This is a genomic window from Myxococcus sp. MISCRS1, from assembly GCF_026626605.1.
Classification (GTDB): domain Bacteria; phylum Myxococcota; class Myxococcia; order Myxococcales; family Myxococcaceae; genus Myxococcus; species Myxococcus fulvus.
The window spans coordinates 5590687-5608042 of record NZ_JAPNKB010000001.1; the positions used below are offsets into that span (position 1 = coordinate 5590687).

Annotated in this window: 16 protein-coding genes; 10 read left to right on the forward strand and 6 right to left on the reverse strand. The window is 70.7% G+C overall.

The genetic code is table 11. The annotated features are described in order from the left end of the window. Positions 1-14: 14 nt before the first annotated feature. Both OWM54_RS22140 and OWM54_RS22145 read right to left on the reverse strand, forming a co-directional pair. A complete protein-coding gene (locus tag OWM54_RS22140) occupies positions 15-305 on the reverse strand; it encodes a FruA-associating protein, FapA (RefSeq protein WP_141332330.1) in 291 nt (96 codons plus the stop codon). 142 nt (positions 306-447) lie between these two features. Then, positions 448-1497: an NAD(P)-dependent alcohol dehydrogenase gene (locus OWM54_RS22145; protein ID WP_267698748.1), complete on the reverse strand. Its 1050-nt coding sequence runs from the start codon at positions 1495-1497 to the stop codon at positions 448-450. Between the two features lie 110 nt (positions 1498-1607). Between OWM54_RS22145 and OWM54_RS22150 the strand changes: the two genes are divergently transcribed. Then, positions 1608-2555 carry a LysR family transcriptional regulator gene (locus OWM54_RS22150; protein ID WP_267698749.1) on the forward strand — a complete coding sequence of 316 codons (948 nt, stop codon included), beginning with the start codon at positions 1608-1610 and terminating at the stop codon, positions 2553-2555. Positions 2556-2564: 9 nt separating this feature from the next. On the opposite strand, the gene OWM54_RS22155 is transcribed toward OWM54_RS22150, so the two are convergent. Then, positions 2565-4637 (reverse strand): BTAD domain-containing putative transcriptional regulator, encoded by a 2073-nt coding sequence (locus OWM54_RS22155; protein ID WP_223750808.1) that lies wholly within the window; start codon positions 4635-4637, stop codon positions 2565-2567. A gap of 248 nt (positions 4638-4885) precedes the next feature. Between OWM54_RS22155 and OWM54_RS22160 the strand changes: the two genes are divergently transcribed. The 5 genes from OWM54_RS22160 (at position 4886) to OWM54_RS22180 (ending at position 10191) form a co-directional block, all read left to right on the forward strand. Further along, entirely contained in the window at positions 4886-6475 is a 1590-nt protein-coding gene (locus tag OWM54_RS22160; protein WP_267698750.1) for a bifunctional 3-(3-hydroxy-phenyl)propionate/3-hydroxycinnamic acid hydroxylase, read from the forward strand. A gap of 180 nt (positions 6476-6655) precedes the next feature. Continuing rightward, positions 6656-7795, forward strand: coding sequence for a M4 family metallopeptidase (locus OWM54_RS22165; protein WP_267698751.1), 1140 nt, complete (start codon positions 6656-6658; stop codon positions 7793-7795). Between the two features lie 3 nt (positions 7796-7798). Continuing rightward, positions 7799-8131, forward strand: a complete 333-nt coding sequence (locus tag OWM54_RS22170; protein ID WP_267698752.1) for a protealysin inhibitor emfourin — start codon at positions 7799-7801, stop codon at positions 8129-8131. 57 nt (positions 8132-8188) lie between these two features. Further along, complete coding sequence (locus tag OWM54_RS22175; RefSeq protein WP_163865909.1) at positions 8189-8587, forward strand: BlaI/MecI/CopY family transcriptional regulator; 399 nt, start codon at positions 8189-8191, stop codon at positions 8585-8587. Continuing rightward, positions 8584-10191 carry a M56 and MltD domain-containing protein gene (locus OWM54_RS22180; RefSeq protein WP_267698753.1) on the forward strand — a complete coding sequence of 536 codons (1608 nt, stop codon included), beginning with the start codon at positions 8584-8586 and terminating at the stop codon, positions 10189-10191. The genes OWM54_RS22175 and OWM54_RS22180 overlap by 4 nt, the downstream gene beginning before the upstream one ends. Positions 10192-10816: 625 nt before the next feature. On the opposite strand, the gene OWM54_RS22185 is transcribed toward OWM54_RS22180, so the two are convergent. After that, complete coding sequence (locus OWM54_RS22185; RefSeq protein ID WP_223750813.1) at positions 10817-11461, reverse strand: TetR/AcrR family transcriptional regulator; 645 nt, start codon at positions 11459-11461, stop codon at positions 10817-10819. Positions 11462-11536: 75 nt separating this feature from the next. Between OWM54_RS22185 and OWM54_RS22190 the strand changes: the two genes are divergently transcribed. Then, a complete protein-coding gene (locus tag OWM54_RS22190; protein WP_267698754.1) occupies positions 11537-12364 on the forward strand; it encodes an alpha/beta fold hydrolase in 828 nt (275 codons plus the stop codon). Between the two features lie 28 nt (positions 12365-12392). Beyond that, on the forward strand, positions 12393-13403 hold the full coding sequence (locus OWM54_RS22195; protein ID WP_223785801.1) for an alpha/beta hydrolase family esterase: 1011 nt from the start codon (positions 12393-12395) through the stop codon (positions 13401-13403). Positions 13404-13406: 3 nt separating this feature from the next. Here OWM54_RS22195 and OWM54_RS22200 read toward each other — a convergent pair whose 3' ends face one another. Next, entirely contained in the window at positions 13407-14366 is a 960-nt protein-coding gene (locus tag OWM54_RS22200; protein WP_267701158.1) for an MBL fold metallo-hydrolase, read from the reverse strand. A 65-nt stretch (positions 14367-14431) separates the two neighbouring features. Here OWM54_RS22200 and OWM54_RS22205 point away from each other — a divergent pair, with 65 nt between their 5' ends. Then, entirely contained in the window at positions 14432-15322 is an 891-nt protein-coding gene (locus tag OWM54_RS22205; RefSeq protein ID WP_267698755.1) for a LysR family transcriptional regulator, read from the forward strand. A gap of 24 nt (positions 15323-15346) precedes the next feature. Here OWM54_RS22205 and OWM54_RS22210 read toward each other — a convergent pair whose 3' ends face one another. Further along, complete coding sequence (locus OWM54_RS22210) at positions 15347-16330, reverse strand: protocatechuate 3,4-dioxygenase (RefSeq protein ID WP_267698756.1); 984 nt, start codon at positions 16328-16330, stop codon at positions 15347-15349. A gap of 121 nt (positions 16331-16451) precedes the next feature. Between OWM54_RS22210 and OWM54_RS22215 the strand changes: the two genes are divergently transcribed. Then, complete coding sequence (locus OWM54_RS22215; RefSeq protein WP_267698757.1) at positions 16452-17273, forward strand: SDR family oxidoreductase; 822 nt, start codon at positions 16452-16454, stop codon at positions 17271-17273. Positions 17274-17356: the final 83 nt, after the last annotated feature.

Here is a 17356-nt window from a genome sequence, read left to right on the forward strand (position 1 = left end):
CGCGCCCGGGTGCTTCACCCGGCCTGCAGCAGGGCCTTGGCCACCATCAGCGCGTAGGCCTCCGCGGAGTCGAGCTCCGCGCGGGCGCTGTAGTAGCGCTCCAGGCTCTCGTCGGAGCCGTCGCGCAGGAAGATGGCGTCATGCAGCTCGCGCTGCGCACGGCTCAGCCACAGGCTGGCCTGCAGCCGCAGCTTGGCGGCCGAGTGAGGGTCCTTCAGCGACTGCGTGGGCGTCTGGAGCTCGTGTTCCTCGGGGTACAGCATCGTCATCTTGTTGTAACCGGCGTGCTCAAGTGTCGTAGTCATGAATTGAGAATGTGAACCCGAGACCAGGCAGGCACCTGTCCGCTCGGGCAACCCACTGTCTGCTTCCAGGCAGCGGAGCCCGCGCGAACGCCCGCAGCGGAGAATTCCGAACCCATCGCGCACCGCTGCGGCGCGTCAGGCTTTACTTCAGGCTCTTCATGTCGATGACGAACCGGTATTTCACGTCACCCCGGAGAATCCGGGTGTAGGCGTCATTCACCTGCTGGATGGGAATCACCTCCACGTCGGACACGACTTCGTGCTGGGCGCAGAAGTCGAGCATTTCCTGTGTTTCGCGGATGCCGCCAATCATGGAGCCGGCGAGGTTGCGGCGGGTGCCGATGAGGGTGAAGGCGCCCAGCTCCAGGGGCTTCTCCGGGACACCGACGAGCACCATCTGCCCGTCGCGGCGCAACAGGCGCAGGTACGCGTTGAGGTCGTGCTCGGCGGAGACGGTGTCGAGGATGAAGTCGAAGGAGTTCTCGCGCGCCTTCATCTGGGCGGCGTCAGAGGAGACGACGAACTCGTGGGCGCCCAGGCGCAGGGCGTCCTGACGCTTGTTCTCCGAGTGGCTGAGGACGACGACGTGCGCGCCGAGGGCGCGGGCGAACTTCACGCCCATGTGGCCCAGGCCGCCCAGGCCGACGATGCCCACGCGCTGGCCGGCGCGGACGTTCCAGTGGTGCAGCGGGGACCAGGTGGTGATGCCCGCGCAGAGCAGGGGCGCGGCGCGCGCGGGGTCCAGGCTGTCGGGCACGCGCAGCACGAAGGACTGGTCCACGACGAGGGCGCTGGAGTAGCCGCCGAAGGTGGGCTGCTGGCCCTGGCGCTCGCGCGAGTTGTACGTGAACGTGGGGCCGCCCTTCTCGCAGTACTGCTCCAGGCCGTCCTTGCAGGACGTGCAGACGCGGCACGAGTCCACCATGCAGCCGACGCCCACGGAGTCGCCAGCCTTGAAGCGGGTGACGTTGGCGCCGACGCGCGTGACGCGGCCGATGATTTCGTGGCCGGGGACCATGGGGAAGATGGAGCCGCCCCACTCGTCGCGGGCCTGGTGGATGTCGGAGTGGCAGACGCCGCAGTAGAGGATGTCGAGCTCGACGTCGTCGGTGCCGGGCTCCCGGCGCTCGAACTGGAAGGGGGTGAGAGGGGAGCGGGCGTCCTGGGCCGCGTAGGCGCGTACGGTGGTCATGGCTGTCGTTCCTTGGGAGAAGGGGAGACTTCTTTCTCCAGGAGTATGCGTAGGCGCGTGCGTGGGGGAAATCTGTGGAATCCACAGGGGCTGTGTAGGAAAACTTCCGAATGGCCTTCACCCCGCTCAATGCCTTGAATGCCTTCCTGGCGGTGGCCCGCAAGCGCAGCTTCGCCGTGGCGGCGCGGGAGCTGGGCGTGTCCGCCTCCTCGCTCAGCCAGAGCGTGCGGCAGTTGGAGGCGCGACTGGGCGTGGCGTTGCTCACCCGGACCACGCGCAGCGTGGCGCTCACCGATGCGGGCCGGAGGCTGCTGGAAGGTGCGGGCCCGTCGGTGGACCAGGCGCTCGCGGCGTTGAAGGTCGCGGCGGCGGAGCCCGGGGAGGTCACGGGCTCGGTGAAGCTCACCGTGCCGAGCATCGCGGTGCACCATGTGCTGCCGCCCATGCTCGAGCGCTTCCTGAAGCGCCATCCCCGCACTGACGTGGAGCTGCGGGTGGAGGACGCGATGGTGGACATCGTCGTGGAGGGATTGGATGCGGGCATCCGCATGTCCGAGTCGCTGGAGCGCGACATGGTGCAGGTGCGGCTGTCGGAGGGCTATCGCTTCGTGGTGGTCGCCGCGCCCGAGTACCTGGAGCGTCAAGGCGTCCCGGAGAAGCCTCGGGATTTGCTGTCCCATGACTGTCTTTGCATCCGCTCCAACACCACGGGGGCGCTCTACCAGTGGGAGCTGGAGCGCGGCGCGAAGAGCTGGCGGGTGCCGGTGCGCGGGCCGCTCAGCTCCACGAGCTTCCAGGGCCTGTTCCCGTTGGTCGAGCAGGGCGTGGGCTTGATGTATGCCTTCGAGCCGGACGTGGCGGAGCGGGTGCGGCGGGGCGCGCTGCGAATCGTCCTGGAGCCCTACGCGGCCCACGTGGATGGCTTCTATCTCTACTTCCCCAGCCGGGCGCGGGTGTCACCGGCGCTGCGCGCCTTCGTGGACGTGGCGCGCGAGGTGGCGGCGGAGCGGCGCGCGGGGTCTCGGGAGGTGCCCCGCTCCCCGAGGCGCCGCGCGTGAGCGCGGGCCTCAGGCGCTGGGGATGCCCCGGGCGCGGGCCCTGACGCGGGCGGCCTCGTCGAGCGCGCCCGCCTCCTCCAGCGCGGTGGCGGCGCGGTAGTAGAGCAGCGCGGCCTCCATGTGACGGAAGGCGGAGGCCTCCGCGTTGGCGGCGGCGACGAGGAAGGGCGCGGCGCGCTGGGGCTCCTTGCCCTCCAGCCAGTGCTGCGCGACGACGACGGGCGCGGCCTTGCGCTGCTCCAGGGCGCTGGCCAGCCGGCGGTGCAGCAGGGGCACCAGCGAGGGGGGAATCGCCTCGCGCACCACGTCGAAGAGCAGGTCATGCGTGAAGCGCTCGCCGCGCAGCACGTGCGCGGCCTCCAGCTCGGAGATGTGCGTGGCGAGCGACATGGGCGTCATCTCCAGCACCTCGCTGGCCAGCTCCAGCGCGAAGGACGTCTTGGCGAGCGCGGCCAGCCGGGCCACCTGGAGCGCGGGCGCGGACAGCCGCTCCAGCCGGCGCTGAATCAAGTCGCGTCCACGCCCGGACGGGTGCACGTGCTCGGGCCAGCCGCGCTCCAGGCCCCCGGACTCCAGCAGGTGTCGCAGCGCCTCCATGATGAACAGGGGGTTGCCGCCCGTGTAGCGCATCACGTTGTCCGCGAGCCCCTCCGCGCCCGCCAGCTCCAGGCTGCCCAGGAGCGTGCCCACGGCCTCCGAGTGCAGGGGCTCCAGCTCGATGACCACCGCGAGCCCCGCCTCCACGAGCTGCTGGATGCAGGCGGCGGCGATGGGTGTCAGTTCGCCGCGGCGGTACGTGTCGACGAAGCGGGGGAAGACGCCGTCCGAGGGGATGTCGTGCCGGCGCGAGAGCATGAGCAGCGCGAACTCCGCGGTGGCCGCGTCCATGTACTGCAGGTCGTCCGCGACGATGGCGTCCATCCCCGCGCACAGCTGGTAGATGGCCAGGCAGTTGGCCTCCAGGAAGCGGCTGCGCTCGGCCTCGTCCACCATGGGCGGCGGTGGCCCCTCCGTGCCGGCCATGTCCGGCATCAGCCGCGACAGCTCCCGGCGCACCCAGGGTGCCAGCGTCGTGTCCGGACACCGGGCCATGATCTGCCGCAACAGGCGCACGTGCGTGGAGTAGGCCACGTGTGTCTCGCCGGGCCGGGACTCCAGCACCATGTGCACGCCGCGCGAGGCGGCGAAGTCGTGCGCCAGCCGCGTCTTGCCCACCCCGGGCTCGCCGCTCAGGAAGATGGTCTTCCCCTCGGCCCAGGCCTCCTCCATCCGCGCCCACTCCCGCTCGCGCCCCACCAGGACGGGCGGGCGCAGCACGGACAGGGGCAGCTTCGCCGGGGCGCCGCGCGGGGGCTGGGGCGTGGCGGGGCCGCGCTCTATCTCCCGCGCCAGGGCCACCGTCTGGGGCAAGGGCTGCGTGTCCAGTTCCTCGCGCAGGAGGCGACGGCAGCGCTCGAAGGCGTTGAGCGCGGCCATCCTGTCCCCGGCGATGTAGTGCAGCCGCATCAGCCGGCGCCACGCCTCCTCCGAGTACGGGTCCATGGCGAGCAGCTTCTCCGCCAGCACCAGCGCGCCGGACAGGTCCCCCGCGCGCTCCTTGGCCTCCGACTCCGCGGACGCGGCGCGGCGGCGCAGCTTGTCCAGCCGCTCCCGCGCGCTCTCCAGCCACGCCTGGAACTCCGGGCAGTCGTCGAACTCCAGCGCGCCCAGCAGCACGCCCTCCAGCGCGAGCGCCTGGGCGTGACGTCCGGCCAGCACGTGGGCCTGCAGCTCCGCGGCGTCGATGGTGACGCCCTCCACGAGCGACAGCACGTCCGAGCCCTGCACCAGCTCCGCGCCCACCGACAGCCGCAGCCGGCGCAACAGCTGACGCATGTTGTTGCGGGCCGTGGCCTCGCTCGACTCGGCCCACAACAGGCCCGCGAGGCGGTACTTCGGATGCGGCCCTTCCAATGCCAGCCATGTCAGCACGGCCGCGGTGCGGCGCTCCAACGGCAGATGGGCGCCGCCATGCCGCAGGCGGGCCTCGCCGAGCAGCGCGAGATGAAAGACTGGCGTCCCTGCCGCGTCGTCGCCTGCCATGGCCTCCGAGGTTCCAAGAAGGGAAGAGCGTGTCTTGCCTAACGTAACACGTCGCACCGGACGCTCCCTCGCGGGTAGGGATTAACCCAGGCAGGGTGGCTTTCATCACGCGGTGCGGCTCGAATTCCCAGTACACGGCAGCTCGCCGCCACGAGCGGACAGCATTGCGAATCGACCTGTGCGGTCACACCCTGGTCACACCTCGTTCGTTATGAATCAAGCCAGACTGGTGAACCACGGGGGTCGCAATGGTTTGTGACAAGCAGCAGGCCGACATGGAGGTCGATGTCATCATCAGCGGCTGCGGTCCCGTGGGAGCACTGACAAGCAATCTGCTGGGCTCGCTGGGTGTGCGCACGCTGGTGCTGGAGCAGGACCTGGCGCCGCATGGACAACCGCGGGCGTTCTCCTGTGACGACGAGGGGCTGCGCATCTACCAGTCCACGGGGCTGGGCGCCGAGCTGCAGAAGGACATGCGGCAGAACCATTTCGCTGAATATGTGGGCGAGACGGGCAGGCGCTTCGCGGAGGTGCACACCAGCTCGGCGGACTTCGGCTTCGGCTACTCGCCGCTGTGGTTCTTCCACCAGCCGCTGGTGGAGGGGGTGCTGCGCGGCGGGCTGGAGCGCTTCCCTCACGTGACGCTGCAGCTGGGCGCGAGCGTGGAGTCCCTGGAGCAGGACGGCGCCGGGGTGACGGTGCGCTACCGCCTGGTGGAGAAGGGTGAGACGCGCACGGTGCGGGGCCGCTTCCTGTTGGCGTGCGACGGGGCGCGCAGCCCGGTGCGCAAGGCGCTGAACATCAAGATGGCGGGCCGGGCGTACGGCGAGCCGTGGCTGGCGGTGTCGGGGCAGGTGGAGGGCGACGCGCCGGAGCTGTGCCGCTTCGTGTGCGACCCGAAGCGTCCGGCCTTCGTCGCCACGGGCGCGGTGGGGCAGTTCCGGTGGGAGTTCATGCTGATGCCGGGCGAGACGCGCGAGGAGATGGAGCGCCCGGAGACCATCAAGAAGCTGCTGGAGCCCTACATCGACCCGGCGCGGGTGCACGTGGAGCGCGCGCAGGTGTACACGTTCCACTGCCTCAACGCGGCGCGCTGGCGCGACGGCAACGTGTTCCTGCTGGGGGACGCGGCGCACACCATGCCGCCCTTCATGGGCCAGGGCCTGGTGTCGGGCATGCGCGACGCGTCCAACCTGGCGTGGAAGATTCAACGCGTGGTGCAGGGGCTGGTGCCGGCGTCGCTGCTGGACACCTACGAGGAGGAGCGTCGTCCGCACGTGGAGGCGGTGCAGAAGCTGTGCGTGCGCGTGGGGCACCTGTTCCTCGCGCGCAACCGCTGGGTGGCCAGCGCCCGGGACATGGTGATGCGCGCGCTGCAGCGCATCCCCCGGGTGCGGCGCTTCATCCAGGGCTTCGAGTTCAAGCAGCCGCCGATGCACGAGCAGGGCTACTACCTGGGCGGCAAGCGCGAGGGCGCGCAGTCCGCGGAGGGCACGTACTTCATCCAGCCCAAGGTGCGGCTGCCGTCCGGCCAGGAGGTGTTGCTGGATGACGCCATCGGCAACGACTTCGCGGTGCTGTGCCGCGCCAACGCTCCGTCGGCGCAGCTGGCCGCGGCGCGCGGGCTGGCGGAGGCCCTGGGTGGGCGGCTGCTCGCCGTCCAGTCGGCGGGCGAGCACGGCGGCGAGGTGCCCGCGGTGGAGGACATCACCGGCAAGCTGGGCGACTGGTTCTCGCGCCATGGCTCGGACGTGGTGGTGCTGCGGCCGGACCGCTTCGTGTTCGGCGCGGTGAAGGCGGAGCGGCTGCCGGAGCTGCGCGACGCGCTGGGCGTGTGACGCTGGAGTCGGGTGCACCCCGTGGGAGGCCGAGGGGTGCGCCAGACTCCCTCCTGACGGGCACGCGGCGTGGCGCCCCGTGTGTCCCCGGCCCCTCGTGCGAGCCCGTGTAACCCGGGCTCCGGAGCCCGGGCGGTGTCCCTACCTTGACGGCTGGAAAGCCCACGAGGGGGGACACCGATGAGGACGCGCGGAGCACGACGACACGTTCATTCCATCCACTGCATCCTGCCGCCGTATCTGCTGCGCTCCATCGCGGAGAACGGCACGCCCCAGCAGCGCGTGAAGGCGCTGCGCACGGTGGCCACGGACAGCACGTTCCGGGCGCTGCGCTTCGCCGGGGGACGGCTGGCCGCCGCGACGCCGTCGCTCCGACGGGTGCCGGCGATGATGGTGGAGTCCCAGCGGCAGCGGAGCATCTACGACCTGAAGGGCGAGGAGGCCTTCCCCGGGACGCTGGTGCGCTCGGAGGGGCAGGCGCCATGCGGGGACCTCGCGGCGGACGAGGCCTATGACGGCCTGGGCGCCACGTATGACTTCTTCTGGGAGGTGCTGGCGCGCAACTCCATCGACGGGGATGGGATGCCGTTGCAGGCATATGTCCATTACGGGCGCGACTACGACAACGCCTTCTGGGACGGCCGGCGCATGGTGTTCGGCGACGGTGACGGCGAGCTGTTCAACCGGTTCACCGTCTGCCTGGACATCATCGCGCACGAGCTGTCGCACGGCGTGACGGAGGACGAGGGGCCGCTGTGGTACTTCCGGCAGGCGGGCGCGCTCAACGAGTCCATGTCGGATGTCTTCGGCTCGCTGGTGAAGCAGTGGAAGCTCGGCCAGACGGCGGACCAGGCCGACTGGCTCATCGGCGACGGGCTGCTCGGCGAGGCCGTGGAGGGCAGGGCGCTGCGCTCGATGAAGGAGCCGGGCACCGCCTTCGACGATGACGTGCTGGGCAAGGACCCGCAGCCCGGACACATGCGCGACTACGTCAACACGTGGGAGGACAACGGCGGGGTGCACATCAACTCCGGCATCCCCAACCGCGCCTTCGTGCTGGCGGCGCTGCGGCTGGGAGGCCAGGCGTGGGAGCGGGCGGGGCGCGTCTGGTACGAGGCGATGCGAGACCCGCGCATCCTGCCGGACACGAACTTCTCCGACTTCGCGCGCATCACCGTCATCGCCGCCACGCGGCTGTACGGCCCGGGCGAGGTGGAGGCGGCGGTGAAGGAGGCCTGGGAGGAGGTGGGACTGCGCGTCACCCGCGACAGGGTGTCGGTGTCGCAGTGGAGCCAGGGCTCGCAGCCCGCTGGAGCCTGAGCCATGTCGACGCGCATCACGCTCTCGCAGGAGGGCGGACTTGGGGCCTTCCCCGGGCTCGCCCGTCCGAGGAGCGTGGAGCTGGACGCGCTCCCCGCCGAGGAGGCCCGGGCGCTGGAGGAGGGGCTGCGCGACACGCGCTTCCAGGCGCTGCCCCGCGTGGTGGGCGGCGCGGGCGCACAAGGCGCGGACCGGCGTCGCTACACCCTCACCGTCGAGGAGGGGATACGGCGACACACCGTGGACCTGGTGGAGCCCGTGGAGGACCCGCGCCTGCGGGAGCTCCTGTCCCTGGTGAAGCGAGCCACCCGGAAGCGGCGCGGCGGTTCGAACTAAGGGCTTAGTTGACTAAGAACTAAGGTCTTAGTAGTTTACTGGCCACGGAGGACCTCCATGGCCAGACAACCCGAGCCCGAGGCGCCCCGGCCGTTGACGCCGGTGGAGCTCGAGCTGATGCACATCGTGTGGAAGCAGGGCGAGGTGAGCGTGGCGGACGTGCTGGCCGCGCTGCCGCCGGAGCGCGCGTTGGCGTACACGTCCGTGTCCACGGTGCTGCGCATCCTGGAGCAGAAGGGTGTCGTCGTGAGCCGCAAGCAGGGGCGGGGGCACCTGTACTCGGCCACGCTGCCGCGCGAGACGTACGAGGCGCAGAGCCTGCGCCACCTGGTGGACACCGTGTTCGACGGGACGCCCTCCGCGCTGGTGGCGCGGCTGGTGGAGGCGGTGCCGCTGGCGCCCGACGAGGTGGAGCAGATCCGCAAGCTGCTCAAGGCGAAGGGTGGCAAGCCATGAGCGCGCTGGTGTCGCTGTATCTCGCGGTGGCGCTGGTGCTGCCGGTGGCGCTGCTCCTGGCCTGGGGCGCGATGGCGGTGCTCGCGCGGCTGGGGTGGGCGCTGTCGGCGCGGCAGGCGCTGAAGGTGGGGCGAGGGGCGCTGCTGCTCGCGCTCGTGCTGCCGCTCCTGGTGATGGGCGCGCGGGCGCTGTCTCCCGCGGGGCCGCTGTTCGACTTCGAGCGCTCCGTGGCGCGGCAGGCGCAGCGGCTCCCGTCGGCGGTGTGGACGGCGAGCGCGGTGGGCAACGCGGCTCCCGCGGCGTCGAAGGCGACCGCCGTGCCCGTCGGGGTGTGGATGGGATTGTCCGGCGCATGGCTCGTGGGCGTGGCGCTCTTCCTGGGGCGGGCGCTCTGGCGACACCAGGGATTGCTCCGACGGCTGGAGCGGCTTCCCCGGGTGCGCTCGGTGCGGCGGGTGGCGGTGGTGCTGGGCGAGGATGGGACGCCCGCGTTCTCGGCGTGGTTCCCCCGCTGGGGCTCGCGTCCGTCCGCGTGGGTGGTGGTGCCCGCGGCGCTGCTGGAGGACCCGGAGGCGCTCCGGCTCACCGTGCTGCACGAACTGCAGCACCACCGTCAGCGCGACACGCACCTGGCGCTGGGGCGGCTGTGGTTGACGGGGTTGTTCTTCTGGCATCCGGCGGTGCACGTGTTGTCGCGCTGGCTCGCGTCGCTCCAGGAATTGGCGTGTGACGAGGCGCTGGTCGCCAGTGGACGCGCACAGGCCCAAGCGTATGCGCGCTGCCTGCTCCAGGCGGCGCTCCGACTCCCGGGCGCCCAGCCCGTTCCCGCCGGTGCCACCGGCATGTCCCATCCCACGCAGAGGAGAATCCACATGCTGTTCCAGCCGCGTCCCCGTCGCACCCACGCCGTCCCCGCGCTGCTCGCCGCGCTGTCCCTGTTGCTGCTCCCCGTGGCCGTGCTCGCGCAAGGCGCGGCGAAGGGGCGCACGGTGACTCGCGCCGAGGTGGAGGCGCTCGCCCGGACGAGTCAGCCCCAGGGGGATGTGTCCATCGTCGTGGACGACAAGGTGGTGGAGAACCTCAACAAGCTCATCGGCACCGAGAAGGGCCGCGCCTTCATGAAGCGCGCGCTGGAGAACCTGGGCACGCACCGCGCGGCGATGACGTCGACGCTGAAGGCGAAGGGGCTGCCCGAGGGACTGCTCGCGGTGGCGGTGGTGGAGTCCGCGGTGACGAACATGCCGCAGACGGATGGGCGGCCTTCACTCGCTCCGGGGATGCGTGGCGCGGGCGTGTGGATGTTCATCCCGGAGACGGCGCGTCGCTACGGGCTGGAGGTGAGCGCGACGAAGGACGAGCGGCTCGACGTGGCGCGGGAGACGCAGGCGGCGGCGACGCTGCTGTCGGACCTGCACGCGCGCTACCAGGACTGGCGGCTGGCGCTCGCCGCGTACAACCAGGGGGAGCGCAAGGTGGACCAGGCCCTGAGCGAGGGTGGCAGCCGCGACACGACGGTGCTCCACACCGCGGGGCACCTCAATGACTATCCCGCCACCGTGCAGGCGGGGCTGCTCGTCGTGCGCAACCCGCACCTGCTGGACTGAAGGGCCGCGGTCCGGCTTCGCTCGGTGCGTCGTGTCTGGGTGTGTCGACCGCCCCACCGTGCAGGCAGCGCTGCTGGGCCTGGCCGGCTTCGCTCGGTGCGTCGTGTCCGGGTGTGTCGACCGCCCCACCGTGCAGACAGGGCTGCCCGTTGTTGAAGGAAGCCGTCCGGTGTCCCTCGGTGTGAGTGATTCGCGGGTCGCGCCCGGGCTGTGTCGACTCCGTGGGTGGCTGTCCCGTGTGTCTGGGGCATCCGCGAGGGCTGTGCGGAGGCGACTGGACCGGCTCGACTCCGTGAGTGGCTCCGCGACGCGCGGAGGTGAAGCTCCTCATGACCGTCTGGCGGATGCGGACCCGGCGCTGTGCTCGCAAGGACAGCTCGTCCCGTGCCGTCCTCACCTGGGAGCCATGGGAGCGGCGAGTTCGACCGGGTCTGCTCGAGGCAAGCCAGGCCGCATCGGGTGGAGTGAAACCGTGTCCGCGCGAGAGGTGTGCTGTCACGCGCGTCGGAGTGAAGTCACGGCCCGCCTGACTCCGTTCAGGCGGGCTTCTCCGCGTGCGCGCCCCGTACCATCGAGGGCAGCGGCACGCTCACGGGTGGAGGCCGCGAACCACCCCGCGCTCAGCTCACGACGCCGCACTGCCTCCCAGCATGCGCAGCGCCAGCTCCGCGTGCAGGTCCGCGAGCGTGTCCACGTCGAGCGCGCTCCCGGGCTCGTACCAGTAGGGCAGCCGCACGCCCATCGCGGAGATGGCCGCCGCCGCGACGCGCGGATGCGGCGGAGAGAAGCTCCGCTGCGCCACGCCCCGCTCAATGACCTCCGCGAGCAGCGCGGCGGACTTGTCCCGCAGCAGCACCGCGGGCTCGGCCAGCTCCGGCGTCAACGCATACAGCTCCTCGTTGACCACCACCGCCAGCTGCGGGTGCAGGGCGTGGGTCCGGGTGTGGGCTCGCACCAGCGCCCGTACCTGCTCGGCCGGCTCCGGGCCGGAGCTCTTCAGCGCGGCCTGCAGCGCGTCGTGGTGGGCCTCGTGGCCGATGCGCACCAGCTCCGCGAGCACGTGCTCCTTGGAGGAGAAGTGCGCGTACAGCGCACTCGGCTGCAACTCCAGCACCTTGGCCAGGTCTCGGATGGAAGTGTCGTGATAGCCGCGGCTGGCGAAGAGCTGGAGCGCGGTTTCCAGGATGCGACGACGGGTGCCGTCCGACGGAGCGGAAGGCGGAAGGCTCGCCGGATGGGCGCGAAGCCGCGAGCGGGTCGGTGGGCTCATGTCAGTGGTTGATGAACGAACGTTCATTCAGCTAGGGTGTGGGGAACTGCTGTTATTTCGCGCCAGGAGTTCTGGATGTCCACGCTTCAGCTCGCGGATTCGTCTCTTCACTACGAAGAGTCTGGGCACGGCATTCCGGTCTTGCTGCTTCACGGCCTTGGCTCCTCGGGCGCGGACTGGGAGCTGGTGACACCGAGGTTGTCAGGGAATTACCGACTGCTGGTGCCAGATGCACGGGGGCATGGGACGAGCGGGAAGCCCCCTGGGACGTACGGAGTGCCACTGTTCGCCCGCGACGTCGCGGCGCTGTGCGACGCGTTGGGGCTGAAGAAGGTCCATGTGGTGGGGCTGTCGATGGGCGGGATGATGGGCTTCCAGCTCGCGGTGGACCGGCCGGACCTGGTGCGCAGCCTGGTCATCGTGAACAGCGGGCCGGAGCTGGTGGCCCGCACGCTGCGTCGCAAGTTCGAGTTCGCGCTGCGGCTGACCTTGCTGCGGCTGCTCGGGCCCGCGGGGCTGGCCAGGGTGCTGGCGCCCAAGCTGTTCCCCAAGCCGGAGCAGGAGTCGCTGCGTCAGCGAGCCATCGCCGCGTTCTCCGCCAACGCGCCGGATGCCTACCTGCGCGCCACGCGCGGGCTCGTGGGGTGGAGTGTGATGGCTCGGCTGAAGGACATCACCTGCCCGGTGCTGGTGGTGCACTCCGAGCGCGACTACACGCCCCTGGCCTCGAAGCAGGCGTATGTCGAGCTGCTGCCGGACGCGCGCCTGACGGTGCTGGCGGACTCCGGGCATGCCGCGCCGCTGGACCAGCCCGAGGCGCTGTGTGACGCGGTGGAGGTCTTCCTCCGCGAGGTCGATGGCGCCGTCGCCGGTGCCACGCCTGGCGTTCGCGCCGGGCCTTGAGCGAGCTCCCCAAACAGGAGGCTGGACGATGTCGATGCTTCGACGTGGTGGCGCACTCTCGCGGTCGCTGTGGCTGCTCTCGGTGGTGGTGACGCTCGGCGTGGGGGCCCCCGCCCACGCCGGCTCGTGGGTGCATGGCATCCACGTGGGCTCCTCGGGCGCGCGGGGCTATCAGCTCTGGGTGCCCACCGGGTATCAACCCGGGACGCCCAGGCCGCTCCTGGTGGCGCTGCATGGCTGTCTCCAGAACCCGGACCAGTTCGCGGGCCTCACGCGCCTCAACGAGAAGGCGGACGCGGAGGGCTTCCTCGTCCTGTATCCGAACCAGGCGATGTTCGTGAACGCCACGCAGTGTTGGAACTTCATGCTCGGCACCAACATGGAGCGCGGCAAGGGCGAGCCGGCGCTCATCGTCGGCATGGTGGAGGCGATGAAGCAGCAGTACTCGGTCGACGCGCGCCGCGTGTACGTGGGCGGCGTCTCCGCGGGCGGCGTGCTGACGGGCACGCTGATGGCCTGCTACTCGGACGTGTTCGCCGCGGGCATGGTGGGCGCGGGCGCCATGTACAAGGCGGCCACCACGGTGTCCGGCACCGCCTTCGCCATGCTCTTCGGCAGCATCTACTCGCCGGATGACCGGGGCAAGGACGCGTGGACGTGCTCGGGCCGGCCGCGACGCACGGTGCCGGTGCTGGTCATGCACGGTACCGAGGACAGCGTCGTCAACCCGCTCAACGGCGAGCAGGCGATGAAGCAGTTCCTGCAGACCAGCGACTACGGCGACGACGGCGTGGCCAACGACAGCGTCCGCGGCACGCCCACGAGCACCGCCACCTTCCGCGCCGCCGGGGGCCGCGACTACACGGTGAAGAACTACGTCTACGGCGGTGAGCTCGTGGGACAGAAGCTGGAGGTCCGCGGCATGGACCACGCCTGGCCCGGAGGGGATTCACGCTATCCCTTCGCGGACCCCGCCGGTCCCGACGCCACGACGTTGATGTGGGACTTCTTCAAGCAGCACGCGCTCGACGTGCCGTAGGCGTCAGTGCTGGTGACCCAGGCGCACCGCCACCTCGGGGTGTGCCTGGGCGAAGGCGCGCAGCTTCTCGAAGCTCTGGCGGCCGCGCGCCGCGTCGGCGGTGAAGGTGCCCGGCTCCACGTCGTGCTCCCAGCCCCAGCGGGTGTGGCTGGCGTCGCCCACCAGCAGCACGGGGCCCTTGGTGGAGCGCACCAGGTACGCGGTGCTGCCCGGCGTGTGGCCCGGCACCCAGAGCGCCCACACGGAGCCGTCGCCGAAGATGTCCACCGCGCCGTCGAAGGGGCCTTCCGTGTCGGGCGTGTACGTCCACTCGGACACGGCGGCCTTGCCCGACAGCGCGCGGTCCGCGATGGACTGGGTCAGGACGTTGAGGAACGCGCGCGTCGTCGTCTCGCCCGGCCCTGCGTAGACGGGCGTGCCCGCGGGCACGTCGGCCATGCCGGTGAGGTGGTCCAGGTGCAGGTGCGTGAGGAACACGCCCGAGAGCGGCCCGGGCTGCTTCGCGAGCCACGCGCCCAGCGGCTGCTTCACCTGCATCTTCTCCTTCACCTTCATGGCGTCGGCGAGCAGGCCGCGCAGGGCCGCCTGCTCCGGCGCGTCACGCAGCGCGTTCTCCACGCCGGTGTCGACGATGTAGAGCCCCTTCGTCGGGTGGCGCAGCGCGTGGAAGAAGACCTGGATGGGCTCGTCGCCGTCGACCAGGCCCGCGGACTTCGCGGTGGGGTGGCCCAGGTTGACGAGGCCGCCGCGGTCCACGGCCCAGTCCGCCGAGGCGATGGACTCCAGCTCCACCGGGCCGGGCTCGCTCAGGAGCGCGAGGAGGTCCGCCGAGGGCCGCGCCGCGCCGAGCGTGGAGCGCTGGTGGGGGTGGGAGGTGGTCGCCGCGCCCACGAGGACCAGGGTGGTTGCCGCGACGAACAGGACGGCGACTGCGACGAGGAGGATGCGCTTGGCGTTCTTCATGGGGGCCAAGGTAGCGATGCGCTCATGCATGGAAAATGGTGATTCTGGTATGAAGCCATGCACTCATGGATATCTCCTGGGAGGACGCGCGGCTGTTCCTGGCCATCGCGGAGACGGGCAGCTTCAGCGCGGCGGCGAAGCGGCTGCGCGTGGGTCAGCCCACGGTGAGCCGGAGGCTGGCGGCGCTGGAGTACGCGGTGGGCGCCAAGCTGTTCCGGCGCGGCGTGGAGGGCGCGGCGCTGACGGCGGCGGGTGAGCGGCTGGTGATGCCGGCGCGGAAGATGGCGGAGTGGGCCGGGGAGCTGCAGCGCGCGGCGGAGTCGAGCGACTCGTCACCCAGGGGCCTGGTGCGCGTGACGGCGAGCCCCTTCCTCAGCTTCGACTTCCTGGCGCCCTTCGCGAGCCACGTGGCGGGCAAGCACCCGGGGCTGCGGCTGGAGGTGCAGTCCACCATCCAGTACGCGGACCTGGGACGCGGCGAGGCGGACCTGGCGCTGCGCACCCAGTGCACGCGCAACGCGGACCTCACGTGCCTGTTCACGCTGGAGGTGCACAACGCGGTGCTCGTCTCGCGCGCGCTCAAGGAGAAGCTGCCCCGGCGCCCCACGCTCCAGCAACTGCCGTGGGTGGCGTGGGCGCCGCCGTACGAGGCCGTGCCGCCCAATCCGCAGCTGGAGTCCATCATCCCGAACTTCTCGCCCGCCTTCACCTCGGACAACTACCTGGTGCTGCTGTCGGCGGTGGAGGCGGGCGTGGGCGCCACGGTGTGCGGGCACGTCCCGCACCGGTTCAGCACGCGGCGCGAGCGCAACCTGGTGGAGCTGGACATCGACCTGGGCCCCTACGCGAAGAGCGAGCTGCATCTCATCTGCGCGAAGTCGGCGCTGGACATCCCCCGGGTGCGCCGCGTGTCGGAGCTGCTGGTGCAGGAGCTGGAGCGCGCGAGGAAGCGCTGACGCCTCGCGCGCTCGTCGAGGTGATTACGGGGCGCCGCCATCCATGCCCGGCGGAGGTCCCATGCCGCCATCCCAGCCCGGGGGCGGACCCATGCCACCGTCGCCGCCCGGAGGCGGGCCTCCGCCGCCACCGTTGCCTCCGGGAATCTGGCACTGCGCGGTGTCGAGCGAGGAGCGGATGATGAGCGTCTTCCACGCGAGCAGGGCGCCGTCGTCCTGGCGCGCGGTCTGGAAGAGGTAGTCGTTCACGGACTCGGCGGACACCACGTTGTCGTTGGCGTTGGTCGTGTCGCGGGGGCCGCGCGTGTCGTAGAGCGGCTGGTGGTTGATGATGTCGTCGTTGAGCGCGTCGTCGAAGAAGAGCTGTGACGTCACGTACTCCGCCTCGCCGAGGCGCACGGTGAAGTGGATGTGGACGGTGCGGCTGCTGTACCAACCGGGGAAGCAGGTGTCGAAGTCGCAGCGGCCGTCCGCGTCCGTGACCTGCACGCCGCGGAACCAGCGGGCGCTGGTGGCGGACGGGTCATCGGAGGTGCAGAAGGAGCTGGCGTCCTCGCCGGAGTAGAGCCCTTCCGGGGCGGCGTGCCAGATGTCGACGGAGGCGCCCTGGATGGGGCGGCACTGGTCGTCGAGGATGCGGAAGGCGAGCCGCACGGGCAGGCCGTCGTGGCCCTCGCTGATGTCCTTGCGGACCAGGGTCTGTGCGTAGCAGGGGCCCAGGGTGGCTGCGCAGGTGAGGGCGCAGGGGGTGCCTGACTCGTCGGTGAAGGGGTCGGCGTAGGTGCCCGACATGGCGGCGGTGCCGCCGGTGGCCCAGGCGGTGGCGCCGGTGCCTCCGTCCGGGGTGGAGCCCGAGTCGGCGTCGCCTCCGGAGGAGGGTGAGTCCTCGGGGCCGCAGGCGAGCACCTGCACCAGCGGTATCGCCGCCAGCGTCAGGCCCATGCCGCGCAGCACCTTGCGGCGGCTCATGATGGCCGAGGTGAGGGTCTTGGTGTCCTGGTTGCTCATCGCGAGTCCTCTTTGGGGGTCGATGGGTCCGGCCCGAACAGCCCGTGTCCTCGGGCTCGAGAATCGCTATACCCAGGGAGTTCTTAAGCAGACCTTACGTGCCACCCACGGAGACGCGCGCATGACGACACTCAAGGGGAAGACGCTGTTCATCACCGGGGCCAGCCGGGGCATCGGCAAGGCGATTGCGCTGCGTGCGGCTCGGGACGGGGCGAACATCATCATCGCCGCGAAGACGACGGAGCCGCACCCCAAGCTGCCGGGCACCATCTTCACGGCGGCGGAGGAGATTGAGAAGGCGGGCGGTCGGGCGCTCCCCCTCGCGGTGGACATCCGTGAGGAGGACCAGGTCGTGGCCGCGGTGGCGAAGGCGGTGGAGACGTTCGGCGGTATCGACGTGCTGGTGAACAACGCGAGCGCCATCCACCTGACGGGCACGGTGGACACGCCGATGAAGCGCTATGACCTGATGCACAGCATCAACACGCGTGGGACGTTCGTGTGCTCGAAGGCGTGCATCCCGCATCTGAAGCGCTCGAGCAATCCGCACATCCTGAACAACTCGCCGCCGTTGAACATGGAGGCGCGGTGGTTCGCGCCGCACGTGGCGTACACGATGGCGAAGTTCGGCATGAGCATGTGCGTGCTGGGCATGGCGGAGGAGCTGCGTGACGACGGCATCGCGGTCAACGCCCTCTGGCCGCGCACGGTCATCGCGACGGCGGCGGTGCAGAACCTGTTGGGCGGCGAGGACACCATCAAGGGCAGCCGCACGCCGGACATCATGGCGGACGCCGCGTACGCCATCCTCACCAAGCCCAGCCGCAGCTTCACGGGCAACTTCTGCATCGACGAGGACGTCCTGCGCGCCGACGGCGTGACGAACTTCGACAAGTATCAATCCGTGCCCGGCGAGGACCTGTTCCCCGATTACTTCATCTGAGGCCGGGCGTAGGGCGACGGTCCATGTGCATGTCGTGGCATGGACCGTGTATCCACCTCGGGCTTCGACATGGCGCCAACGGC